The organism is Streptomyces sp. NPDC055103 (assembly GCF_053607625.1).
In genome coordinates this window covers 17,715-41,775 of record NZ_JBSGTX010000049.1, presented here as the reverse complement: position 1 = coordinate 41,775, position 24,061 = coordinate 17,715, and the positions used below count along the sequence as shown (strand labels likewise).

The 24,061-nt window shown below is 69.6% G+C and carries 15 protein-coding genes and 1 pseudogene; 9 read left to right on the top strand and 7 right to left on the bottom strand.

The window, feature by feature from the left end:
- Window positions 1-81: 81 nt before the first annotated feature.
- The 3 genes from ACWFR1_RS27440 to ACWFR1_RS27430 are packed head-to-tail and all read left to right on the top strand — an operon-like array spanning window position 82 to window position 4,339.
- On the top strand, window positions 82-1,239 hold the full coding sequence (locus ACWFR1_RS27440; protein ID WP_453555552.1) for a tyrosine-type recombinase/integrase: 1,158 nt from the start codon (window positions 82-84) through the stop codon (window positions 1,237-1,239).
- The gene (locus ACWFR1_RS27435) at window positions 1,236-3,764 is read left to right on the top strand and encodes a tyrosine-type recombinase/integrase (protein WP_453555550.1); all 2,529 of its coding nucleotides are present in this window, start codon (window positions 1,236-1,238) and stop codon (window positions 3,762-3,764) included. Before ACWFR1_RS27440 ends, ACWFR1_RS27435 begins: the two co-directional genes overlap by 4 nt.
- The gene (locus ACWFR1_RS27430) at window positions 3,761-4,339 is read left to right on the top strand and encodes a DUF6262 family protein (protein ID WP_453555549.1); all 579 of its coding nucleotides are present in this window, start codon (window positions 3,761-3,763) and stop codon (window positions 4,337-4,339) included. The genes ACWFR1_RS27435 and ACWFR1_RS27430 overlap by 4 nt, the downstream gene beginning before the upstream one ends.
- Window positions 4,340-4,442: 103 nt before the next feature.
- On the opposite strand, the gene ACWFR1_RS27425 is transcribed toward ACWFR1_RS27430, so the two are convergent.
- Window positions 4,443-4,955, bottom strand: coding sequence for a hypothetical protein (locus ACWFR1_RS27425; RefSeq protein ID WP_453555547.1), 513 nt, complete (start codon window positions 4,953-4,955; stop codon window positions 4,443-4,445).
- Between the two features lie 9 nt (window positions 4,956-4,964).
- Complete coding sequence (locus ACWFR1_RS27420) at window positions 4,965-11,165, bottom strand: DNRLRE domain-containing protein (protein ID WP_453555545.1); 6,201 nt, start codon at window positions 11,163-11,165, stop codon at window positions 4,965-4,967.
- A gap of 383 nt (window positions 11,166-11,548) precedes the next feature.
- On the opposite strand from ACWFR1_RS27420, the pseudogene ACWFR1_RS27415 reads away from it, so the two are divergent.
- Window positions 11,549-11,734, top strand: a pseudogene (locus ACWFR1_RS27415) (cytochrome P450); the annotation flags it as partial.
- A gap of 22 nt (window positions 11,735-11,756) precedes the next feature.
- Here the strand turns inward: ACWFR1_RS27415 and ACWFR1_RS27410 are convergent.
- Window positions 11,757-12,002 (bottom strand): hypothetical protein, encoded by a 246-nt coding sequence (locus tag ACWFR1_RS27410; protein ID WP_453555543.1) that lies wholly within the window; start codon window positions 12,000-12,002, stop codon window positions 11,757-11,759.
- A gap of 224 nt (window positions 12,003-12,226) precedes the next feature.
- Here ACWFR1_RS27410 and ACWFR1_RS27405 point away from each other — a divergent pair, with 224 nt between their 5' ends.
- Window positions 12,227-12,646 (top strand): hypothetical protein, encoded by a 420-nt coding sequence (locus ACWFR1_RS27405; RefSeq protein WP_453555542.1) that lies wholly within the window; start codon window positions 12,227-12,229, stop codon window positions 12,644-12,646.
- A gap of 154 nt (window positions 12,647-12,800) precedes the next feature.
- Here ACWFR1_RS27405 and ACWFR1_RS27400 read toward each other — a convergent pair whose 3' ends face one another.
- The 4 genes from ACWFR1_RS27400 to ACWFR1_RS27385 are packed head-to-tail and all read right to left on the bottom strand — an operon-like array spanning window position 12,801 to window position 17,570.
- The gene (locus ACWFR1_RS27400) at window positions 12,801-13,292 is read right to left on the bottom strand and encodes an NUDIX domain-containing protein (RefSeq protein ID WP_453555540.1); all 492 of its coding nucleotides are present in this window, start codon (window positions 13,290-13,292) and stop codon (window positions 12,801-12,803) included.
- A gap of 23 nt (window positions 13,293-13,315) precedes the next feature.
- The gene (locus ACWFR1_RS27395) at window positions 13,316-14,542 is read right to left on the bottom strand and encodes an FAD-dependent oxidoreductase (RefSeq protein WP_453555538.1); all 1,227 of its coding nucleotides are present in this window, start codon (window positions 14,540-14,542) and stop codon (window positions 13,316-13,318) included.
- A complete protein-coding gene (locus ACWFR1_RS27390) occupies window positions 14,539-15,957 on the bottom strand; it encodes an FAD-dependent oxidoreductase (RefSeq protein ID WP_453555536.1) in 1,419 nt (472 codons plus the stop codon). The genes ACWFR1_RS27395 and ACWFR1_RS27390 overlap by 4 nt, the downstream gene beginning before the upstream one ends.
- Complete coding sequence (locus tag ACWFR1_RS27385; protein ID WP_453555534.1) at window positions 15,954-17,570, bottom strand: FGGY family carbohydrate kinase; 1,617 nt, start codon at window positions 17,568-17,570, stop codon at window positions 15,954-15,956. The genes ACWFR1_RS27390 and ACWFR1_RS27385 overlap by 4 nt, the downstream gene beginning before the upstream one ends.
- A gap of 303 nt (window positions 17,571-17,873) precedes the next feature.
- Here ACWFR1_RS27385 and ACWFR1_RS27380 point away from each other — a divergent pair, with 303 nt between their 5' ends.
- From ACWFR1_RS27380 to ACWFR1_RS27365, 4 genes are all read left to right on the top strand, one after another.
- Entirely contained in the window at window positions 17,874-18,848 is a 975-nt protein-coding gene (locus tag ACWFR1_RS27380) for a hypothetical protein (RefSeq protein ID WP_453555532.1), read from the top strand.
- 168 nt (window positions 18,849-19,016) lie between these two features.
- A complete protein-coding gene (locus tag ACWFR1_RS27375) occupies window positions 19,017-20,549 on the top strand; it encodes an amino acid permease (protein ID WP_453555530.1) in 1,533 nt (510 codons plus the stop codon).
- Between the two features lie 176 nt (window positions 20,550-20,725).
- The gene (locus tag ACWFR1_RS27370) at window positions 20,726-22,051 is read left to right on the top strand and encodes a phytase (RefSeq protein ID WP_453555528.1); all 1,326 of its coding nucleotides are present in this window, start codon (window positions 20,726-20,728) and stop codon (window positions 22,049-22,051) included.
- Window positions 22,052-22,256: 205 nt separating this feature from the next.
- Window positions 22,257-24,059 carry a rhamnogalacturonan lyase gene (locus ACWFR1_RS27365; RefSeq protein WP_453555592.1) on the top strand — a complete coding sequence of 601 codons (1,803 nt, stop codon included), beginning with the start codon at window positions 22,257-22,259 and terminating at the stop codon, window positions 24,057-24,059.
- Window positions 24,060-24,061 lie beyond the last annotated feature (2 nt).

The window sequence follows — 24,061 nt, the reverse complement described above, 5'->3', positions numbered from 1 at the left end:
GCACATGAGTTCTGAGTGCCAGTCATCACCTCCCTGAAAGGTATCTACTAGGTGTCTGGCACCTCTGGTACGTTCACTGCCATGCCCTCTCGGTACACGGCTGAACGCGCCATCTCGCCCCGCGATGAGTCCGTGTCGTGGGTGGTGATCTCTTCCGAGTACGAGCTGCACATGGAGGCGTGCGCCTTCCTTGCGAGCCTTCGGATGGCATCCCGGTCGATCAACACCGAGCGCACGTACGCCGGCCGCGTTGCTCTGTACCTGTCGTACTGCGCGGACCACGGTCTGGACTGGAGGAGGCCGGGCCTGCCGTGGCTGGCCCGGTTCCTTCACTGGATGGCGGACGAGCCGTTGCCACCCAAGGGGGCCAAGGCGCAGGCGGAACCGCGCTACCGGCAGCAGCAGACCGCCAACTCGATCATGACGACGGTCTGCGGGTTCTTGCAGTTCTGCAGCCAGCAGGGGTGGGTGACCCCCGAGACGGTCTCTCAGCTGTCCGAGCAGAAGTACCTGTCCTACCTGCCGCCAGGCTATGACGCGGGCGAGGACGGCCAGTTCCGTACGGTGCGGGCGAAGGCGATCAAGTTCTCGGTGGCCGTCGAGGGCTACGAATGGCTGAATGCCGAGCAGTTCGCGACTCTTGTCGGCCTCACGACCCGGGCCAGGGACCGGTTCCTGGTGGCCCTGCTGGGCGGCACGGGGATGCGGATCGGCGAGGCCCTGGGGCTGCGACGTGAGGACATGCACCTGTTGTCGAACTCGGCGGGGCTGGGCTGCCAGGTCGCCGGCCCACACGTCCACGTTCGGCGGCGGGTGAACTCTAACGGGGCTCTGGCCAAGGCCCGGATGCCCAGGTGGATCCCGGTGACGGACGAGTTGGTGACCCTCTACGCGGACTACGTGTTCGAGCGGGACGAGGTGGCTGAGGCTGCCGATGTCGACATGGTGTTCGTCAATCTGTTCCGGTCCCCCCTGGGACGGGCGATGACTTACCACAACGCGAAGGACTTGTTCGACCGGTTGGCGGGGAGGGCTGGATTCCCGGCTCGGCCGCACATGCTGCGGCACACCGCAGCGACCACATGGATCCGCAACAAGACGCCGCGGGACGTGGTGCAGAACCTGATGGGGCACGTCTCGCCGTCCTCGATGGAGCCGTACGTCCACGCCACGGATGAGGACAAGCGGGAGGCCGTGGAGCGGGTCGCAGCTATTCGGAAGGGCCAGGTGCAGGCGTGAGCGGGAACCTCGCGAAGGTCATCGATATATCCTCCGAGTCCGGCCCCGACTTGAAGACGTGGGAGGACTGGCTGCGGTCTCAGTTGATCGAGGACTGGCGGCAGGGTGAGTGGAACGCGGAGTCGATGCTGTTCACGGGCGATGTCGATAATCCGCGGACGGCCGGGTGGCTCTGCATCACCGAGGGTTGCACGGTCGTGCAGAAGGCCCGCGCCGGAAGGTGCACGGCTTGCGCGAACGCGTTCCGGGCGAGTGGGCTGAGCGAGGAGGAATTCAAGACCGTCTTCCGGCCGGCACCCAACCGCAGCTACACCGATGTGGATACGTGCTCGGTGGAACGGAACGGTGTCCGCTGTCCGCGTGAGTACCACAGCGTCGGGCTTTGCCGGAACCACAGCGTCCAGTGGATCAAGGCGAGCCGGGCTGCCGCTCGGCGGAGACCATTCGACGGGACACTGGAGGAGTGGATGCGCGATGTCGCCATCCCCTTCAAGGCCCGCTTGGACAAGTGCCAGGTACTGGCCTGCACGCTGGAGCAGATGGCGATCCACTCCGGCCTGTGCCGCGTTCATACCCGGCGCTGGCGGGAACACTGCGAGTCTGTCGATCACGACCCGGACCTGAGCGGCTGGATCGCGCACGAGACGCCGTACCTGTCCGCTCACCAGTTCTCCCTGGCCCCGCTGAGCAAGCTGGGGCGGCTGGAGGTGCTCTACGCCATTCAGCAGCGCGACCTGCGCAACCAGTACGTGGACCCGGGCTCTCTGCGCAGCGCCATCCAGCGGCTCACAGGAGTGCCCAGTCTGCTGGCAGGAGGGCCTGAGGTCTTCGAACCTTCCCGACCGACGGGCAGGAACGTCGAGGCATTGATCCGGGACATCGGCTGGACGATCAATCAGGGATACGACCAGCTCCGGGGTATCGAGCCCACAGACAAGCTGGTCTGGGACATGAAGGCGGTGGGCAATCCGACGACGTTCCGCAACGAAGGCCCGCGGAACCGCAGCGGCAGCGTGGACTTCTCAGTGATCAGGCAGCCCTGGCTGCGTGAGGCCGTCATGGAATGGGCACGCTCGACCCGTCCGGCCAGCGACCGGTTCCGCAGGCATGTGCTTGCCTGCACGGTCACCTCAAAGGTCCTGAGCCGACTGCCGGGTGGCGGGATGGATCCGACTGAACTCCGGTTCGCCGAGATGAATTTGGTCGTGGATGCTTTCCGTGACTTGCGCAAGGAGGACGGCGAACTCCAGACCAGCAGCAATCGCGGTGCTCAGCTGACCGCGCTGTTCACAGTGTTGGACTTCGGTCGCAGTGCGGGTCTCCTGGATGACCTGCACGGGACGTTCTCCCGGCACAGCGCGCACCGGATCGTGCGCGAGGAGTCGAACGAGGACGAGATCGGCAAGGCCATCCCGGAGTCGGTGATCCGCCAGCTGGACTCCCACCTTGAGGGGCTGGGCCGCGACTTCCCCTACCGCGGTTACTCGGCGGCCGACATCGAGGCAATGCTCCAGACCGTCTACCGGGTCATGCGGGACACCGGCCGACGCCCGCGTGAGGTAGCAAGCCTGAAGCGGGACTGTCTGGAGTTCGCGGACAAGGACTGCTTCCTGGTCTGGAACAACTACAAGAGCAAGCGGCACCGCCGACGTCTGCCGATCACCCGGGAGACCGCCGCTGATCTCCAGGCGTGGGCCAAGCGCCGAGAGAGCCTGGTCGCCGCGCCGGCACGAAGCGGCGCCTACCTCTTCCCGGCCATCTCCGAAACGAGCCGGTACCCGCACATGGAGTCGGGCGTCTTCTCCCGGGCACTGCGGCAGTGGGTCCAGTCGCTGGAGTCGATCCATTCGGAGGGCACGGGCCAGAACGGCCTCCCGGTCCCCTTCGACCGGGAGAAGATCTTTCCCTACGCGTTCCGGCACTCCTACGCTCAGCGGCACGCAGACGCCGGGGTTCCGATCGACGTGCTCAAAGAGCTCATGGATCACAAGAGTGCCAACACCACAGCACGGTACTACAAGGTTTCCCTCAAGCGGAAGCAGGAGGCCGTCAAGAAGATGCGGCTGCACGTCGTGGACCGCGAGGGCAACCCGGCCCCGATGGCGTCGAACAAGGCTTACGAGCTGCGGTCGGTAGCGGTGCCGTTCGGCGGATGCACCGAGCCGTCCAACGTCAAGGCCGGCGGACAGGCATGCCCTATCCGTTTCCAGTGCGCCGGCTGCGGCTTCTACCGTCCCGATCCGTCCTACCTGGCGTCGATCGAGGACCAGATCCGCGACCTGAAAGCGGACAAGGAGACCGCGCTGGCGATGGGCACAGCCGAGTACGTCATCCGCAATCTGCAGGACCAGATCGACTCGTTCAAGCAGGTCGCTGAGAACATGCGCAAGCAGATCGAGAAGCTGCCGGAGCAGGAGCGCGAGGAACTGATGGAGTCGGTGAAGGTCTTGAGGAAAACCAGGGCGGCCATGGGCCGCACCATGTTGCCCCTGACCGTGATCAACAACCAGGAGTCGAGCGCGTGACCGGCAAGCGCACCCCCAGCGAGGTCCTGGCTGCTTCTCGCCGCAAGGACAGCCGCGAGAAGCGGGCCAAGGTCCTCGCGGTCGTAAACGAAATGGCTGCCCGCGGCGAGACGGTCACCTTCGCGGGCGTTGCCAAGACCGCCAGGGTGTCGAACTGGCTGGTCTACGCGGAGGGGGTGCGCGAGCACATCGAAGCCGCCCGCAAGAAGCAGGAGGGCCAGCCCCGCAGGACGGCACGGGCGGGACATACGGCGAGTGCGGCGAGCCTACAGACGGACCTGGAGCTGTCACGGCAGCAAGTCACCGCCCTGCGGGCCGAGCGGGACCAGCTCAAGGCCGCTCTGCAGCGGCAGCTGGGACAGCAACTCGACCAGGTCGGCACCGCAGACCTCGTGGCACGGGTGGATGAGCTGACCCGCCAGAATGATGAACTGATGATCGAGACGACCCGGCTGCGGCAGGAGAAGACCGAGCTGGAAGACAGCCTGCGGGAGGCCGAGGAAGACCTTGCAGCAACCCGCTCCAGTCTGCGGCGGATGGTCCGAGCCGAGAACGTCGGCCCGGACCCGGCCTGAGGCTGAGGCCGATACACGGTTGGGCAGGCATCTCTGTACTTCTGCCCAAGAGGAAGAGAAGTACAGAGATGCGTGTGCCTCATTATTGCAGGCTGGCCGCAAGTCAGCCGAGCAGTGTCACCGCCCGCTTCGCCTTACGCATCCTGCTATCCGTGGAGGGGATTCCGCCTCTTGAGAGGTCGACCCACCCTTGCGGAGTTCGAATATGAAACTCCGAGACTCCACCAAACAGCAGCCGGCGATGTGACAGGCGAATGTCGCGATACAGCTCGCAAGCAAACCCGGAGACCATGTCGTCAACCTCTGCATTGCCAGCAGCAAAAGACTGACAGAAGGGGGGTTCACCCAAGTCCCCCCCCCAGCCGATAGAGAATCCCTCTTGCTGGCGGAGTCGCAGTCGCAGCGAGAATTCGGGATCCCAAGCCAGTGGCAGAACCACCTCAAGGTTCGACTCTCCAGGGAGTGCCGTTCCCAGATACCACATTGACTCTTGCTTGTTGATTGCCACCGGATCACGTTGGAGTAGGAACTCATCAATTCTGTCGATGAACTCTGCTTCGAGACGGGTCGGGGCTTCTCTCGCGTTCAGGTGCACATCGGTGCGCAGGTATGTCATAGCCACCTCTCAGAACAGGTGGAAGTGACGGTTTCTACCACGCCACCTCCATCCGAAACGGAATGTCGGCCTTCCCGCGAACTTGTTGTAACTCCAGCCCACCTTCAGGCGTCGTTCTGCATGGTTCCATCGCCCTGATTGCTGCCCACGAACGAAGTCCCCCTTAGCGCGACCATAGTTCCCCACGCTGGAGTTTCCGTATCGGTAGCTCATTCCACCGTATCGGCCCGATTGGAGAGCTCGACTTGCAAATCTCGCAGACTTAGCGAGCCGATACGCACGCCATGCAGTATAGGCGAATCGCGCCGCCATGAGGGGTTGAGCACCCGGTACGAACATCATCGCCGTTGAAGCGATCGCCCACTTGTTCTTCCACGCCCACCTACCAGCCTTTTTGAAGGCCTTGCGCCAACTCCAGCGACCGTCAAGGTCGTAGCAGTTGACTGGGTCGGCGGTGCAGTAGTCGTAGAAGTTGGCGTTCCCGCCGTAAAGTGGATCGATCGAGAGGAAGCGGCCGCTCTGCGGATTGTAGAGGCGGACACCCATGAGGGTGAGGCCGGTGAGGGTGTCACTGGATCGCTGTTTGCCGCCGAGCCAGTTGTAGCGGGTGGCCGGCTGCCCCGTGCGGGGGTTGCCATACTCGTCGTTGTCCAGCACCAGGGGGGCTTCGGTCTGGTCCAGCGGGAGCTGGAGGGCGACGTCGCCGTGGATGGAGGTCAGCTGGAGGACCGTGTTTCCGATGGCGCTGGTGATGGCAGCGAGGTCACCGGAGGCCGAGTCGACGTTGCGGCTGAGAGTGCCGTCGGTGGCGTCCTCGACGATCCAGCGGGGGTTGTCGCCGTCGCTGTCGTAGTGGTTGACCTTGGCCGCGGTCTGCGTCCAGGTGTCGTTCGTGTTGTCTTCGACAGTCCAGGAGCGGAGGCGATGGTTGGCGTCGAGCTGCCAGGTCTGGCGCTGTCCGTTCGCAGTCTGCTGGTGGACCAGATCGTTGACGTAGTAGCCGAGCTGGCTGCCAGGCAGTGCGGTGGTACGGCCGAAGCCGTCGTATACATAGCCGCTGTCGATGAGGCGGTCGGCACTGTCGTAAGTGTGGGTGGCGGTGGCGCCCCCGGTCGTCGGGCAGGCCGCTGCGCCGGCACCAATCGCGGTGGTCATGTCGGTGCGGTTGGTGCGCTGGTCGAAGCCGTAGGTCCGCTTGGTGCAGACGTCGCCGACCGTGTCGCTGACAGCAGTGAGGCGTCCGATGGCGTCGTAGGTGTAGTCCTGGCTGGACCACCCAGTGTGCTGAATGACCTGGCCATGGACGGATTCGTCAACGGTGTCTGAGTAGACGACCTGGCCGTCGGTGTCGCGGGTGTACACCCGCGACAACGGGGCTCCGGTGGTGTCCTCAGTGACGGTGAGGGTGTAGCCACCGGGGAGTTTCTCGGTGGCGACGGAGCCGTCAGCGTCGTAGGTGGCGTCAAACACGCCAGCGATCGAGTCGGTCGTCTTGGTAACCAGGCCGCGGGGCTCTGCGGTGGTGTCGTAGGTGTAGGTCACCGTGGACGGGACCGAGTCGCTGGTCTTAACTGGCCGGTCGAGCAGGTCGTACTCAGTCGTGGTCGTGCCGCCATCGGCGTCTGTGTACGAGATCTGGCGGCCCAGCACGTCGTAGACCCGCGTGATTGTTCCCCCTGTCGGGGAAACGGTTCGGACGGCCTGGCCAGTTGTGGCGTCGTATTCAGTCGCGGTATCAGGCACTGCCTGACCAAGTCCGCCTGTGATGGCACTAGCGGACAGTCGGCCTGCGCTGTCGTAGCTATTGGTGGTGGTGCGGGTGACAGCGCCCGAGGTCGCGGAGATCTTGGCCGGGTTGCCCCACCAGTCGTACTCGGTGTTGATGACTGGCAGCTGCGACGGGTTCGTGCCACCGCCGGTGATGACGCCGGCGGGCCCGGTGGAGCAGATCAAGTCGGCCCACTCAGGCCGCCCCTGGCAGGTACCGGTGCCGGTCGCGGTCCAGTAGGCGGTCACGCGGGTTCCGACGTCGGTACCAGTCGCGCCCGGCAGGAGCTGCTTGGTGACACGGCCCTGGGCGTCGTATTCAGTGGTCTCGGTGATGGCGAGACCGGTCGGGTCCTTGATCGTCTTGACGGGAAGGCCCTTGACCCAGTCGTAGACCGTCTGGTTCACGCGCGACTCGGCCATCAGGCTGGCGCCAAGAACCTGGGCACCAGTGGTGACCTTGGTGACCTGGTCCTCGACCTTGGCCGTGCCGTCGGTCGGGCGACCGGCGTCGTACTCGTTCACCGTCCAGGAACGTGCCACCGCCGACTCGCCCGTGCTGGTCAGCGTGACGCGGCGCAGAGGGCCGAGTTCCTGTTCCTCACGGGCGCCGCTGTTGTCGAACACCGATCGCGTGGAGAGCAGGTCGGCTCGGTCCTGAGCGGACAGGCCGATGATGCCAAGGTCGGTCAGGGTTGCCTGATCGACCGCGGTTCCGCCGAGGGCGAGGGCCCGGTTGCCAGCCGTGAGCTCGCGGATGGTATTGCCGTGGCGGTCGTACTCGGTGGTCGTGATGTTGCCGCCCGGGCCGGCGGAGTTCACCTCACGCCCCGAGGCGTTGGCGTAGGTGATCGAGGCTCGCCGGTAGTCGCCGACGGTGAGCTGATCACCGGAGTTCGCCGCCGGAACGGCATCAGCTGGGAAGACGGCGGTCGCGTCGGTCGGAGCGTCGGTCTGGCCCCACGCCTGCACATCCGCGGTGCCCAGCTTGTACGGAGCCTTGTCGCCGGTCAGCGGTACGTCGTAGACGATGCTCGTCGACGCAGTGCCCGACTCGACGTCCTTAGTGCCCTGCTGCAGACCGGAACGGCTGGTCTTCAGCAGCATGCCGTCGCCAGCAGTAGCCGTATTGCCAGCCTTGCCGTAGGCGAAGGTCCAGGGCAGCTGCCCGACGGGGGTGAGCAAGACGATCCGGCCTGCCATGTCATACGCGTACTGCGTCTTCAATGACGGTGTGATGAGCGGGTTGAACGTCTCACGCAGGCGGCCGGAGCCGTCGTAGAGGTACTTCTGCAGTGTCTTTGCGGTGGCCGTGGCGGCACCGGGCTCGGTCGACCAGGCCCGGATCTCCTTGACCTGGCCTGCGAAGTCACCGAAGGCAGTGTCGGTGCCTGTGGTGGCGGTCGCGTAGACGAATTCCAGTGCGCGACAGCCCTTCGTCGACGGCGTCGCCGTGCACGTCGTGGTCGGGGCCGCCGAGGTCGGGGCGATCACCAGCTTCGGACGGGCAAGCTTCTTGCTGTCGACAGTCACCGACTCGGAGATCACCGTGGTGGTCGACTGGGTCACACCATCCAGAGAGGTGCTGGTGACCTGCCAAAGCAGAGCGGACGCGTCCGGCTTGGTGAAGATAGTGAGAGTGCCCTCGGTGTCCTTAAGAGTGAACGAGCCGGTGAGCGAGCCGGTGAGTGTCATGCCCTCGGCGCCAGGCTCGACCTTCCACCCGCCACCTGTGGTGGCGGTGAAGCCGAGCTCGCCGCCTTCGGCGTCGACGATCGCGACCGAGGTCGCGGAGGTCTTCTTCAGATACGCCCAGTCCGATTCGGTGAGCTCGGCGACTGTTCCGGAGGTCCACTGCGGGCCGAAGATCGCGGCCTGGCTGTCCTGCTTAGCTCCGGCATCGGGGCGACGGGAAGTGGCCGTACGCGACACTGACAGGTCGAAGAATGCCGCATCGGTCGCAGAGAGGGTGTAGTCGCCAGTCAGCAGGTTCACCGAGCCCGGGCCAGCCTGCTCCGACGGCGCGGTGCCCGCGTTGCGGTCCACCGTAATCTCGTTTGCGGGCGAGTACACGGGCGTGGGGGAGATGCCATCGGTGAACTCGGCGCGGACCTCGATCGGGCCGTCCTCGGCGAGGCTGTCGGTGATGTTCCACGTGAGCCCGGCTGGCTTGCCGTTCGTCACCGCGACCGGCCACGCGGACACCGTCTCGGTGCCCTTGCGGACGTCGGCGAGGGGAACGTTCTTCCAGGTGTCGGTCTCGCCACGGCGGTACTGGTAGGTCACGCCGGTGTACGAGGTCAGGCCTTCGGCGGACAGGCCCACGCGGCGGGCCGGGCGCTCGCCCTGGCCGGGGGTCAGGAGTGCTGCTCCGGAGCCGGCGTAGAAGACATACGTGACCTGGGCGGACATGTTGCCAGCCGGGTCCAAGGTGCGCGCGGTGACGGTGTGCCTACCGGCGGGGAAGGTGAGTGTCTTGCTGACGGCGGTACCGGTGGTGCCTGCGGACTGCCACGTCGTCGCCGCGTCGAGCTTGTACTCCACCGAGGCCACATCGCTGGTGGGCGGGGTGAAGGTGAAGGACCCGGAGAACTGGCCGTTCTTGTCGGGGATGCCGGACCAGGTGTTGACCGGGAAGTCACCGGACGAGATGGCGCTGGTGGCGGGCTTGGTGGTGTCGACGGTGAAGTAGTAGTTCGGCAGCCAGTTCGACCAGGCGTTGCCGTCGTACACGCGGCCGGAGAAGTGGTAGGTGCGGCCGTTGACAAGCTTGCCCGTCGGCACGGTGTGCAAGACCGTCTTGTTCACGACCGGGGTGAGGGTGCCGGGGTCGTACACCTCCACGTTGGTGGTGCCGTCCCACAGCTCCCACTTCGCGCGCAGGGTCGTGGTCTCGGCGTCGCTCGCGGTGTACTTGAGAGCGGGCGTGGTCGTGGTGACCCAGTTCTTGCCCGCGGTCGTACGGCCCGGGGTGGCGCTGGTAGGGCTTCCGGCGACCGGGACTGTGTTGTACGTGACCGACATGTATGGCGTGTACGAAGCCGAGTTGCCGGAGTGGAACCGCTTCCATCCGTATGAGTCGGATTCGTCCGTGGCCTTGATGCCCAGTGTGTTCGTGGCGTTGCCGTTGCCGGACCAGGCCGATGCCAGGGTCGTGAGGTCCTGGCTCACCCAGCCGTCCGCGCACGAAGACGTGGCGCCCTTCGTGGACGTGGACGTCGCCCACTTGTTGTTCCACCGCGGCTGCGACGTCCACCGCGTGTTCGCCGTCGCCAGTTCGGTGTCCCAGACCTCCCAGCTCCGGGCGGAGCAGGACCAGGAGTGGTGGTTCCACAGGTTCAGCTTCGCGCTGAGGACCTGCTTGCCCGCGATCTTCGCCATGGGGAACGACAGGTACGAGCGTGCGATCTGGCCGGAGCCGTTGTTGCCGAGCTTCAGCTCCGTCTGCGCGGAGGTGTCGACGGCGTAACCCTGCTGCACGAACGTGTCGAAGCTCGCCCCGATGTTCACCGCCGGGTCGACGGTGACGGGGAACGTGGTGGCCGGGTCGGCCAGGAACGCCGCATCGGGGGTGAGGGTCAGGTCGACCGTGTCACCGTCCTGCGTCACCTTCAGGCCGACGTCGGCCCGCCGGGTGTGCTCACCGGACTGCGGATCGAGCGTGGCGTCCCACATCTCCGGCGCCGGCAGCACGCCGACCTGCTTGCCGGACTCGGTATCCAGGAAGGTCACCGACCGGTCGGCGTTCTGCCTAACGGTGATGCCCTTGGCGTTCAGCGTCAGCGTGACCGAACCGGTCGCGTCGATCGCGGAGCGGTCCTTCAGTTCCAGGAACTGCTCGAAGCCTGTACGGGTCGACTCGATGACCAGGTCCGTCGCCGTCAGCGCGTCCGTGTACCTGGCCGTCGTCCCCGACAGCGTCGGCTCCGGCAGGACGCCACGCCACGACAGGTCCAGCGACCGGCCTTCCCCGGCGTCCAAGGACACCAGCGGAAGCGGGGTGGTCTGCGCCTCACCGCCGTCACCCGACGCCATCACCCGCGCGGCCTGAACCGCCGGAGTCTTGGCCCCGAGCTTCAGACCGAGCGGATGATCCTTGGCGACGACCGAACCATCGGCAGACTTTGTCAGGTTGACGTCGACGGTGCGCCAGACGCCCGTGACCTTGTCGCGGAAACGGACCGGGCCCGACGCCGCATCCGTCGTCACCGTGCCGTCCGGATTCGCCCACGTCGTCGCCGATTCAGTCCGCTCCGACAACGCCTCTACCCGCTTGCCCGACAGACGGGCCGCGACCGTAGCCGACGGCAAATCAGCCGCTTCAGTCGGATATGGGGTGTTGTCGACGGCTGAAAGCTGCGACGGTAGAGCCACGGCTTGCCCCGTGGTCTCCAGCACGATCGCGGCCTCGACGGCCAGCAGGGCAGCCGTCGCGAGCGCCACTCTCTGCAAAGCCCGTCTGGTCAGCCATCTACCACCCGTCCAGTCTGGTGGTGATATGTGGTCAGTCATACGTGAAATCCCTCCCCTTGAAACAGTCGCCTGTGCGACTAGCGGAGGATCTTATTCCTCTAAGTGAAGTTCCTGTGAGGAGGGGCGTGTCTGCTTGCTTTAGCAGCAACGAGTTGATGTTCGCGTGGGGCCTGAAAGGGCGCGCTGTTCATGACCAAACGGCTCAACCAATCAAGCAAGAGTGGCTGTACCCGCGCTCGATCCGGCGGCAAGGAGTCGAGCACAGCCCGTGGCGCTGCCTCCAACGTGACTTACTTGCCTCACGGCGTCCCGTGTAGCCCATCAGCATGTTTGCTTGACAGCCCTAGATAATCCTCGGTCACGGCCCCCACTACTGCCTGGGCGCCCCGCTCGCCCGGATGGAGGCCGCGATCGCGCTGGAGGCGCTCTTCACCCGCTTCCCCGAGCTGGACCTGGCCGTCGCGGAGACCGAGCTGACGCGCCACTCCGGCTTCGTCGGCAACAGCGTCCGCGCGCTCCCGGTCCGCCCCACCCCCTGACGGGCCGCCACCGCCGACGGCACTACCCGGTCCTCCCCCACGCGCCCGCGGGGGAGGCCCGCAGGGAGGAGACGAGGCGCAGCAGCCGGTCCTCGTTCCCCGAGAGACCCGCCGCGCGGAGCGCCTCGTCGGCCTCCGCCATCGGATGGGTGAGCATCACCCCGGCGTACGGGGCGAGCTGCGGGTCGGTCAGCACGGCCTGCGTGGACTCGAGCAGCCGCAGGTACGCCTGCGCCGCCGCGCGCTCGCTGGCGGTCATCGTGATCATGTCGGGCTCCCTCTCGACAGTCTGCGATCACCACCCTCTCGCACGGGTCTGACAATGAGGCTGTCCACGCCGTCGGTCGGGGACCTGGCGATGGATCTTATGGCCGCTTGGAGGGCTTTTGCGAGGAATCGTCGACCGTCAGGCGACCTGGCGCTCGGGCCGTGCGTCCCGGACGCTGACGCCTGCCGAGTATCGGAAGTGGACCGTGTGCGTAGGGTGTCAGCATGTCACTGGGTCACATAGTCCTCTTGTCCGGTCGTCGGATCCGGCTCACCGACCTACGGATGTCTTCGACCTACGGGGGAATGCTCGAGGGCTACCCGTGCAAGCGCATCAACGACCTGAAGGTCAGTTGGCTCCAGCGGCAGGCCGAACGCGCGTTTCCCTCCACGCCGGTCCACCTCGTTCCGCCCTCCCGCGAGTACCCCGACGAGACGGCCGGGGCCTTCGGCCCCGTTGAGGTGCTGCCTTCCGTGGCCTGCGTCGGCGTCTTCGACTCCACGGCGCTCGTCCCGGCGATGGACGGTTCCAAGCTCGTCGTCGCCTGGTTCCAGCCGGCACCGGAGGTGCCGGCGGGTGAGGACGCCGACCTTGCGCTTCGCGGCATTCGCTGGGAGGAGCTGGCCCAGGACTACGAGCTGTAGGAGGCACGGCTGTTGCGGGAGGCGTAGCCGCGTACTGTCCGGCCGGTCAGGTGTCCCAGGCGCGGGGCGGTTCAGCGCTGGTCTTCCGTCGGACGCCACCGGACTTCTTCGGCGGGTGGCAAGATCTGCCGCCCGCCGGAGGCTCTGGCGGAAGTCACGAGGCAGAACTGGAGTACGGGGCGCCGAGGTGGGCCGTCAGGCGTTCCAGGAAGACGCGCTGTCCCACGACGAGCAGGGGAGTCGCTGTCTCCGGGGTGAACCAGGCGACACGGTCGATCTCCGGGAACTCCTGGTGGTTGCCGGATCGGGGTGGCCACTCCAGGGTGAAGGTGCCCGGCACCGCCGCCGCCGGGTCGAGATCCCCCTCGACCGCCCAGACGGTGACCGTCTTCCCGCTGCGCTGCCGGGCCTCCCCGAGGTCGATCCACGCGCCCTCCGGGGCCGGGAGGCCCAGCTCCTCCTGGAACTCCCGCCGCGCCGCCGCCTCGGGCGCCTCGTCCGGCTCGTACTCCCCCTTGGGGATCGACCAGGCCTCCTGCTCCCGGGAGGCCCAGAAGGGCCCGCCCATGTGGCCGATGAGGACCTCGACACCCCCGCCTGCCGTACGACGGAAGACCAGGAGACCCGCGCTGCGTTTGTCCGGCATGGCCCCAGTCTGGCTGATCGTCGCTAAGGCGCGCACTCCTTCGCGCCGAGCACCACCGGTCCGCCCGCCGGGTCGACGCCGCTCGTCCACTCCGCGCCGAGCCGCACCGAACGCCACGGCACGAGCTCCCCGCGCAGCCGTTCCCGCCGGAGCGTGGTGCCGTCCTGCGTGACGGTCAGGAGGGGTCGTACGAGCCGACGGTCCGGCCGTACGAGCAGGTGGACCGAGGAGGGGCCGAGGAGGCCGGGTGTCACCCATCGCAAGGGTCCCTCCGTGGCCACCGGCACCCCCGCGGCCGGCCGGGGCCGACCGGCGAGCAGGTCGAGGACGGCGACGGCGACCGCGCGGCCCTCGGCGGCGGCCACCGGCGCCGGCTCCACCCCGTGCAGCAGGTTGCCGACGGCGAAGACGCCCGGCTCGGCCGTGCGGTACGCGCCGTCCGTGACGGGCCCGCGGGTGCCCGGTGCCGGTGCGAGCCCGCGCGCCCTGGCCAGCTCGTGGTCGGGGATCCAGTCCCCGGTGAACACCACGGTGTCGCAGCGCAGCACGGACGTCCGCCCGTCCCGCGTCCGGACCGTGACCCCGGTCAGCCGGCCCCGTCCGAGCAGCTCGGCCACCACCGTCTCCGTGAGGACGGGTACGGCTCCGAACCCGACCGCCGTTCGCGGCAGTTCGGAGACCACCGCGGCCACTTCCACGCCCGCCGCGCGCAGCGTCCGTACCGCGCGCCGGGCCACCGGCTCACCGCCGACGACCACCGCCCGCCGCCCCACGCGCTCCCGCACGGCCTCGCCGCACGGACCGAACAGTCCTACTGTCCGCAGGAGTTCGCCGGTGGTCAGTACCCCGGCGGGCCGTGATCCCGGTACGAGCCGGGCGCTGCGCGGTCGTTCGCGCGCGCCCGTCGCGAGGACCACGGCGCCCGCCCGGATGCGCTCGAGCCCGGTCGGCGCGGTGACGTCCAGGGTCAGCGGCCCGGCCCAGCCGGTGGCGGAGACCCCGGTGCGGACGACGGCCCCCGCGCGGAGCGCCGCCCGGACCGCGCGGCGCGCGTACGCGGGGCCGTCGAGCGGCCGCCCCCGGGGGTCCGCGCCGAACCCGGGGTGCCCGCAGTGACGCGGTACGCCGCCGGCCGCGCGCTCCCTGTCCAGGACCTCGACACGTCCCGCGCCCGCCGCCGCGAGCCGCGCGGCGGCGGCGAGCCCGGCGGGACCCGCGCCCACGACGAGCACGTCGACCGTGCGGTTCACCGGTGCCCCTTCCCGTACTCCTCGCTCAACGCCCGCACCTCCGCGCCGCAGAAGTGCCCCTGGCACCGACCGCCCCGGGCGCGCGTCCGGCGCCGCAGCCCGTCCGGGCCCGCCGGGGGGATCGTCGAGGCGAACGCGGCCCGGATCTCACCCCGCGTCACCCGCTCGCAATGACAGACGACCATCCCGAACTCCGGGTCCCGCGCGATGAGTCCGGCATCGCGGTACGGGCGGGGGAAGGCCTCGCCGAGGTTCGGCATGCGGACCGGGGCGAGCGGGCGCTCGGGTCCCGGTTCGAGACCGCAGTCCGCGAGGAGCCCGAGGACGTGCTCGGCGAGCGCCAGGGACGCGCTGAGCCCGGTGGACCGGATCCCGCCCACCGTGACGTACCGCAGCGCGGGGTGCGCCGCGCACCGGTAGTCCTCCTGCCCGGTGGCGGCCCGCAGCCCCGCGTAGACCGCCGTGACCTCCTCGTCGAGCAGCGCGGGAACGATCCGGCCGCCCTGCTCGCGGAGGCCGGCGAGCCCCTCCGCCGTCGTGCCGGTCGCGGTCTTGTCGTCGAGGTCCTCGGCGGTGGGTCCGAGCATGACGTTCCCGTACACCGTCGGTGAGACGAGCACGCCCTTGCCCAGCGGTCCGGGGACCGGGAGGAGGATGTGCCGGACCAGGTCGCGGGCGAACTTGTCGAAGACGAGCAGCTGGCCCCGACGGGGGGTGACGGTGAAGTCGCGGCGGTCCAGGAGCGCGTCGAAGGCGTCCGCGTGGAGCCCGCAGGCGTTCACCAGGTGGCGGGTCCGCAGAACCCCGCGCCGGGTGACGAGCCGATGCCACGGATCACCCGTACGGACCTTCTCCACCCGACAGTTGAGATGGAGGTCGACACCGGAGTGGACGGCCTGCGTCGCGTACGCGAGGGTGGTCGTCCACGGGCAGATCACCGACTCGCCCGGCACGGCGAGCGCGGCGAGGGCGCCCGGCCCCAAGTGGGGCTCACGGGCGTGGAGTTCGTCGGCCGAAAGCAGCCGGGTCGTGCGGTGGCCGTTGCGCTCGGCCTTCTCCGCGAGGCGGGGGAGCGCCGCCCGCTGCTCCTCGTCCCAGGCGACGAGCAGCGCGCCGAGCGGCTCGACGGGAATGCCCGCCTCTCCGGCGAACGCCCCGAGCAGCCGGTGCCCCTCACGGACGAGCCGGGCTTCGAGCGTGCCTGGTGAGGCGTCGAAACCGGTGTGCAGAATGGCCGTGTTGGCCTTCGAGGTGCCGTCGCCGACGTCGTTCGCGGCCTCCACGAGCGCGACCCGCAGCGGGTGGCGGGCCAGAGTGCGGGCGACGGCGCAGCCGACCACCCCCGCGCCGACGACCACGACGTCGTACTCGGCCTCCCGGTCCGTGGGCAGCGGTCCCGAACGGGTGACACTCACCTGCCGTCCCCCGGGCCGGCACTCCCCGCATTCCCTGGCCCGGTGCTTCCGGCGTCCCCCGGCCCGGTCCTCCCGGCATCCGCCAGGCCGGCGCTTCCGGCATCCGCCGGGCCGGCGCTTCCGGCGTTCCCCGCACCGGTACGCCCGGCGGCGTCCCCCGCGTCACCCGTGCCGGGGCCACCGTGGGCGAGCAGCGTCGACACCTCCGTACGGAACGCGGCGAGGCGTGCGGCGGCCTCGTCGCCCGAGATCCGGGGCTCGTAGACGGCCGAGGGCTTCCACTCCGGCACCGCCTCACGCAGCGCGAGCCCCGGGTGGTGTCCGAGGCGGGCCACCGCGGCCACCCCGAGGGCCGTGGCGTCGGGCAAGGAAGAGACCTCGACGGGGAGTTGCAGCAGATCGGCCTGGGTCTGCATGAGCAGCGCCGACCGCGTCAGACCCCCGTCCGCGCGCAGCGAGGTCAATGGCGCGCCCCGGTCGGAGGCGACGGCCCCGGCCAGCTCCACCACCTGGGCCGCGATGCCCTCGCACAGCGCCCGCACCAGATGGCCGGGGGAGGTGTCCAGGCCGAGCCCGGTGAGCGAGCCCCGTACGTCCCCACGCCACCACGGCGCGGCGAGACCGGCGAGCGCGGGGACGAAGGTGACCCCGCCGCTGTCCCGCGCCGAGCCGCCGACGGTGTCGAGCTCCTCCGCCCCGGCGAGGACACCCAGGTCGGTGAGCCAGCGGACGGCCGAGGCCACCGTGTACACCTGACCGTCCAGACAGTGGTCGACGCGCCCGCCGAGCCGCCAGGCGACACAGCTCACCAGGCCGGAGGCGGAACGCCGGGGCTCGCGCCCGGTCTGCGCGAGGAGGAAGGCGCCCGTACCGTACGTGCACTTGGCGGCGGCCGGCTCGTTCGCGCTCTGCGCGAGCAGGGCGGCCTGCTGGTCGACCATGAGGCCGGTCAGCGGCAGCGGCGGGCCGAAGGCCGTCGTGGTGCCGACCGGGGTGTCGCAGTCCACCACCAGGGGCAGCCGCTCGCCGCCCAGGCCGTACAGGTCGAGGGCCGTCTCCGACCAGGCGACCGTGTCCAGATCGAGCAGTCCGGTACGTCCGGCGGTCGCGGCGTCGGTGACGAACGCGCCCGTCAGCCGGTGCACGAGCCAGGAGTCGCTGGTGGTGACCACCCCGGCGCCGGTGACGTGACGGCGGATCCAGGCCATTTTGGGCGCGGCGAAGTACGGGTCCACGGGCAGACCGGTCAGCCGGCGCAGCAGCTCGGCCCGGTCGTCGAGACCGTCGCAGACGGACGCGGCCCTGCGATCCTGCCAGACGAGCGCGTCCGTGAGGGGCTCACCGGTGGTGGGGTCCCAGGCGAGCACGGTCTCGCCCTGGTTGGCGAGACCCACGGCCGAGACCGGGGTGCCGGCCTCGGCCAGCGCCGCCCGCCCGGCCGCGACGACGGAGTCGTACAGCTCACGTGGGTCGACCTCGACCAGACCGCCCGGGAGGTACCGGGGCCGGACCGGCGCCGTGCCGGTGCCGATCACCCCGCGCTCCGGACACAGGACGAGCGCCTTCGTGCCCGACGTCCCCTGGTCGACGGCGAGTACCGGAACGCCCGTCATTCCGCTGCTCCCGTCGCAGGTTCGGAGGGTGATCGTCCGATCACCGAAAAGGGTCAGGGTGCCGCCGCCGGGCGCCCGCGTCAAGCGTCGGCGAACGATACCGTCAGGTCGGTCCGCCCTACCTGACAGTAGGTCAAATTCAGTCGCTGTCTTAATAGTTACTGTCGCCGGAACGAGTGGACTGGTCGAGTCCAGTGCCCTCTATAGTGATCGCCGATCAACGGCAGGAAGGCCGTCGGGGGACTGACCACCCCCCTCCATCCACCGAGGAACCATGTCGCCCACACCAGGCCCCACCCCCTGATGGCCGCTCAGGGCTTCCGGCCCGTCTACCACCCCGCGGGACACGACCACGCCCTGCGGGGCGCCGTCCAGGACCTGCGCACCGGCCGCTGGGTGGCCATGGCCCGGCTGCTCGACGAGACCTCCGGCTGGGACGGCTGGACCCGGCGCACCCAGGTCCTCGCCGCCGTCGCCGCGGGCACCGACGTCGTCCACATCTGGCGCACCGAACAGCCCGGCAGCATCGCCGCCACCGTCATGCACTGCCGGGTCGCCGTCGAGCGCGCCGTCCGCGCCCACCGCGCCGGCCACGCCCGCACCCGCGAGCTCTGGCAGGAGGCCTGGACCGCGTGCCGCGAGGCCGCCGAACTGGCCCCCGCCGATCCCGTTCCCTGGGTCGGTCTGCTCGCCCTCGCGGCCCTCGACGGACGCCAGCGCATGGCGGAGCACCGGCTCTCGCCACCGGCGCCCATGCTGGCCCCCGGCCCCTGGGGGCTGCTCGCCGAGGCGGAGAAACGCGACCCGTACAACCGCGAAGCGCACCACCGCATGCTCCAGTTCGTCTACGCCCGCAGCCCCGGACCGCTCTCCGAGGCCGTCAACTACGCCCAGTGGGCAGCCACTTCCGCACCCGTCGGCTCCGCCCTGCACGCCCTCCCGCTCTACGTCCGCGTCGAGCGCTATCGGCGCGAGCGCGGCCAGGAGCGCGCCCTCGACCTCCACTGGGTCGCCGAGGACGCCGTACGCGACGCCGAGCGCGCCCTGGACGCCTGGTTCCTCTTCTGCGCCACCGAAGAGGCCTCCCTGCTCGACCTGAACCACCTGGCGCACGCCCTCTACGGAGCGCTCCGCTTCGACGACGCGGCCCGGGTCTTCAAGGCGCTCGGCCCGTACTACACGACCCTGCCGTGGGCCTACCGCACCGAGCGGCCGGACGACCGTGCCCTCGCGGAGGACGTCTTCCTGCGCGCCCGCGCCCGCTGTCTCACCGGCTGAGGCCCGCCACGGAAGGTCGCCCCTCCCAGGGTTGCCCCAACGGCGCCCTCAAGCCCCCCGTCCCCCCCGTACCCCCCGTCCACCCCCGCCCCCCGTACCCCCGCCCCCCCCGCCCCCCCCGTACGCACCACCCCGCTCCCGCTCACCACCCGTCCCCCGGAGGTCCCCATGTCCCGCAGCACCGTCCAGCCCGACGCGATACGCAAGCCACCCCCCGCCCCGGACGAGGAGGCGCGTCTCAGAGAGCTCGGCTACCAGCCGGTCCTGGCCCGCCGCATGGGAGGCTTCGGCAACTTCGCGATCAGCTTCTCCGTCATCTCGGTCCTCTCCGGCTGCATGACCCTGTACGGCTTCGGGATGGGCACGGGCGGCCCCGCCGTCATGCTCTGGGGCTGGGCCGGCGTCGGCCTCTTCGTCCTGTGCGTGGGCCTGGCCCTCGCCGAGGTGACCAGCGCCTACCCCACCTCCGGCGCCCTCTACTACATGGCGGACCGGCTCGGCGGGCGGCGCTGGGGCTGGTACACCGGGTGGCTGAACCTCCTCGGCCTGCTCGGCGCCATCGCCGGCATCGACTACGGCGCCGCCCTCTTCACCGGTGCCTTCCTCAACCTCCAGTGGGGCTTCGTCCCCACCCCGGAGTCCACCTTCCTGATCTTCCTCGCGATCCTGCTGCTGCACGCCGTCCTCAACCTCTTCGGCGTCCGCCTCGTCAGCGTCCTCAACTCGATCAGCGTCTGGTGGCACCTCGCGGGTGTCGCGGTCATCGTCGGCGCGCTCGCCTTCATCCCCGACCGGCACCAGTCCGCCGAGTTCGTCTTCACGGAGTTCGTCAACGACACCGGCTGGGCGAACCCCTTCTACGTCGCCGCGATCGGCCTGCTCCTCGCGCAGTACACCTTCTCCGGCTACGACGCCTCGGCCCACCTCTCCGAGGAGACCTCGAACGCCTCCGTCACCGCCGCCAAGGGCATCGTGCGGGCCATCTGGGTCTCCTGGATCGCCGGCTTCGCCCTTCTCGCCGGCCTGAGCTTCGCCATCCAGGACTACGCCGCCACGCAGAACTCCGCCACCGGCGTCCCGCCCGCCCAGATCCTCCTGGACGCGCTCGGCTCCGGCGGCGCCACCGCCCTCCTCCTCGTGGTGATCGTCGCCCAGCTCTTCTGCGGCAACGCCGAGGTCGCCGCCGCGAGCCGCATGGTCTTTGCCTTCAGCCGCGACAACGCCCTGCCGGGCTCCTCGATCTGGCGCAAGGTCAGCGGCCGTACCCAGACCCCCGTCCCGGCCGTCTGGCTCGCCGTCGCCGTGGCGGCGCTGCTCGCCGTGCCCTCCCTGTACTCGGCCACCGCCTACGGCGCGGTCACCGCCATCAACGTCATCGGCATCACCCCCGCCTACGCGATCCCGATCTACCTCCGCCTGCGCGCCGGGAAGCGCTTCACCCCGGGCCCCTGGAGCCTCGGCCGCTGGAGCAAGCCGATCGGCTGGACCGCCGTCGTGTGGGTGGCCGTGGTGACCGTCCTGTTCTGCCTGCCGCAGAAGTCGCCCGTCACGGTCGACACCATGAACTACGCGGTGATCGCGCTCGCCGTCGTCCTCGTCCTGGCCAGCGTCTGGTGGTACGTCGCCCGCCGCTCGTACGGCACCCCGAGGACGTACGGCACGGCCCGCGAGGAGGCGGACGTCGCGGAGGGCATCGTCTAGGTCGTGTCCGGCGGACCAGCGGCGTTCAGGCCCTGGCCGACAGCCGCGACAGGACCGTGAACCCCCGGACGTTGAACGGGGGTTCACGGTGCACCCGCTGTTCACGCCAGCGTCTCCGGTGCTCCACCATCCGTCCGTAGCGTCACGCCCGTCCGTAAACGCTACCGAGGAGTATCGTGAGCGCTTCCGCTCTGACCGCTCTCGCCGCCGCCCTCGCGGTGGTCACCGCGGTCTCCGTGACCCCCCAGTCGGGCCCCGCCACCGTCACCGCGCGCGTGGAGACGCCCGCCGTGTACGACGACGAGGCGGGCGGCAACGCCAACGCCGACGACCCCGCCGTCTGGGTCGACCCGAAGGACTCCGGCCGCAGCCTCGTCATCGGCACCTTGAAGGAAGCCGGGCTCGACGTCTACGGCCTCGACGGCCGCCGGCTCCAGCACATCGCGGCGCCGCAGGCCCCCGGCGAGGACGCCGCACCCGGCCGCTTCAACAACGTCGACATCGTCTACGGCTTCGCCCTGGCCGGCCGGAAGACCGACCTGGCCCTGGTCAGCGACCGGGGCCGCGACCGCGTCCGGGCGTACGCCATCGACCCCGTCGCCGTCGCCGCGGGCCGCCCGCCGCTGCGCGACGTTACCGCCGCCGACGTGGCGCCCGTCTTCGCCGCCGACGAGGCTGAGGTGGACGAGCAGCGCACCGCCTACGGCCTGGCCGCGTACAGCGACGACGAGGACGCCTACGTCGTGGTCTCCCGGCGCGAGGAGACGAGCCTGCGTCTGCTCGAACTGGAGGACCGCGGCGGCCGGGTCGGCTACCGCACCGAGGACACCCTCGACCTGCCGACCTCCTTCACCCTCCCCAACGGCACCTCGTGGCGGCCCTGCGCCGACCCGGGCGAGCTTCCGCAGGTCGAGGGCATGGCCGTCGACCAGGAGGAGCACGTCCTCTACGCGGCACAGGAGGCGGTCGGCCTCTGGCGCGTCGAGCTCGACGACGCCGAGTTCGAGGAGCCCGAACTCCTCGACCGCGTCCGGCAGTACGGCACCCCGTGGACGTACGACACTGCCGAGGAGGAGTGTGTCGTCGACACCGCCCACGACCCCGGCTTCGGCGGCGAGCACCTGAGCGCGGACGCCGAGGGCGTCACCGTCTACCACGCCGAGGACGGCGCGGGCTACGTCCTGGCGTCGAGCCAGGGCGACAACACCTTCGCCGCCTACGACCGGAACGGCGGCAACGCCTACCTCGGCTCGTTCACGATCGGCGACGGCGCCGCGACCGACGGGGTCCAGCACTCCGACGGAAGCACCGTCGTCAACGTCCCGCTCGGCGGCAACTTCCCCAAGGGCGTCCTCATCACCCACGACGGCGAGGCGGCACCCGCCGACGGCGATCGCGAGGGCACGAACTTCAAGTTCACGCCCTGGGAGTCGGTCGCCCGCGCCTTCCCCCGGCCCCTGCTCGTCGACACCGAGTCCTTCGACCCGCGCGACACCGACTGACCGACGGTCGGACGGACGGACCGCCGGGCCGCCGGTCGGGCTGGCCGACTGACCGACGGTCCGGTCGCCACGGACGGGCAACCGATCCAGGGGCGGCGACGACTGGGAGGTACGCAACGGCTCTCTTCCCGCAGGAGGACTCGTGCAGTACCCGCAACTCCCCGTCGCCGCCCATCGCCTGGCCGCCGCGCTGGCGGCCGGCGTCATGACCTGCGCCGCGCTCACCGCGACCACCGGCACCGCGTCCGCCGCCACCGCGCGGCAGGCCGAACGGCTGGACCGGGGTGTGGTGAGCGTCCACACCGAAACCGGAAACCTGGTCAGCTGGCGCTGGCTCGGCACCGACCCGGACTCCGTCGCCTTCAACGTCTACCGGGCCGGTACGAAGGTGAACGCCACGCCCGTCACCGCCTCCACCAGCTTCTTCCACTCCGGCGCGCCGAGCACGGCCGACTACACGGTCCGCGCGGTCGTCGGCGGCGTCGAGCAGGCGGACTCGGTGCACGCCGTGCAGTTCCGCACCGGCTACAAGGACGTGCCGATCAGCCCGCCGGCCGGCGGCACGACACCGGACGGCGTGGCCTACACGTACGAGGCCAACGACGCCTCCGTCGGCGACCTCGACGGCGACGGAGACCTGGACTTCGTCCTCAAGTGGCAGCCCACGAACGCCAAGGACAACTCGCAGTCCGGATACACCGGCACCACCGTGGTGGACGGCGTCACGCTCGACGGCACCCGGCTCTGGCGGATCGACCTCGGCCGCAACATCCGCTCCGGCGCCCACTACACGCAGTTCCAGGTCTACGACTACGACGGCGACGGCAGGGCCGAGGTGGCCATGAAGACCGCCGACGCGACCGTCGACGGTCGCGGCACGGTGATCGGCAGCGCCACCGCCGATCACCGCAACAGCAGCGGCTACGTCCTGGCGGGGCCCGAGTACCTGACGATGTTCGACGGGCGCACGGGCGCCGCCATGGGCACCACCGCCTATGTGCCCGCGCGCGGCACCGTCTCCTCCTGGGGCGACAGCTACGGCAACCGGGTCGACCGGTTCCTCGCGGCCACCGCGTACCTCGACGGCGCCCGCCCCTCGCTGATCATGGCGCGCGGCTACTACACGCGGAGCGTGATCGCCGCCTGGGACTGGCGCGACGGCGCCTTCACCCGTCGGTGGACCTTCGACTCGTCGAGCTCCACGAACGCCGGGAAGGGGTACGACGGCCAGGGCTCGCACAGCGTGTCCGTGGGTGACGTGGACGGGGACGGCAAGGACGAGATCGTCTACGGTGCGATGGCCGTGGACGACAACGGCAGCGGCCTGTGGACGACGCGGACGGGCCACGGTGACGCCCAGCATCTCGGCGACCTCGACCCGGGCACGGCGGGCCTGGAGTACTTCAAGGTCTCGGAGTCCTCCTCGCAGCCCGCACAGCTGTACATCGACCCGGCGAACGGCGCCGTCCGCTGGCGGCTCGCGGCCTGCTGCGACAACGGCCGCGGGGTCGCCGGCGACATCTGGGCGGGGAACGACGGCGCGGAGGTCTGGTCCTCCTCCGACACCTCGGTACGCGACGAGGCAGGGGCCGCCAACGGCCGCGAGCCCTCGTCCACCAACTTCCTGAACTGGTGGGACGGCGACACCACGCGGGAACTCCTCGACGGGACCCGTATCGACAAGTACGGCACCGCCGGGGAGACCCGGCTCCTCACCGGCGCCTCGGTGGCGTCGAACAACACCACCAAGGCGACGCCCGCGCTCTCCGGGGACATCCTCGGTGACTGGCGTGAGGAGGTGGTGTGGCGCACGAGCGACAACACCGCGCTGCGGATCTACTCGACGCCGTACGAGACGGGGACGCGCATCACGACCCTGTTGCACGACACCATGTACCGCACGGGTCTCGCCTGGCAGAACACCGCCTACAACCAGCCCCCGCACCCGAGCTTCCACATCGGCAACGGCATGCGGACGCCGCCGAGGCCGTTGATCACGACTCCGTAGGG

Coding starts and splice junctions, on each gene's coding strand:
- ACWFR1_RS27440 (WP_453555552.1), top strand. CDS start 82: ATGCCCTCTCGGTACACGGCTGAACGCGCCATCTCGCCCCGCGATGAG.
- ACWFR1_RS27405 (WP_453555542.1), top strand. CDS start 12,227: ATGTCACTGGGTCACATAGTCCTCTTGTCCGGTCGTCGGATCCGGCTC.
- ACWFR1_RS27425 (WP_453555547.1), bottom strand. CDS start 4,955: ATGACATACCTGCGCACCGATGTGCACCTGAACGCGAGAGAAGCCCCG.
- ACWFR1_RS27400 (WP_453555540.1), bottom strand. CDS start 13,292: ATGCCGGACAAACGCAGCGCGGGTCTCCTGGTCTTCCGTCGTACGGCA.
- ACWFR1_RS27410 (WP_453555543.1), bottom strand. CDS start 12,002: ATGATCACGATGACCGCCAGCGAGCGCGCGGCGGCGCAGGCGTACCTG.
- ACWFR1_RS27365 (WP_453555592.1), top strand. CDS start 22,257: ATGACCTGCGCCGCGCTCACCGCGACCACCGGCACCGCGTCCGCCGCC.
- ACWFR1_RS27385 (WP_453555534.1), bottom strand. CDS start 17,570: ATGACGGGCGTTCCGGTACTCGCCGTCGACCAGGGGACGTCGGGCACG.
- ACWFR1_RS27380 (WP_453555532.1), top strand. CDS start 17,874: ATGGCCGCTCAGGGCTTCCGGCCCGTCTACCACCCCGCGGGACACGAC.
- ACWFR1_RS27375 (WP_453555530.1), top strand. CDS start 19,017: ATGTCCCGCAGCACCGTCCAGCCCGACGCGATACGCAAGCCACCCCCC.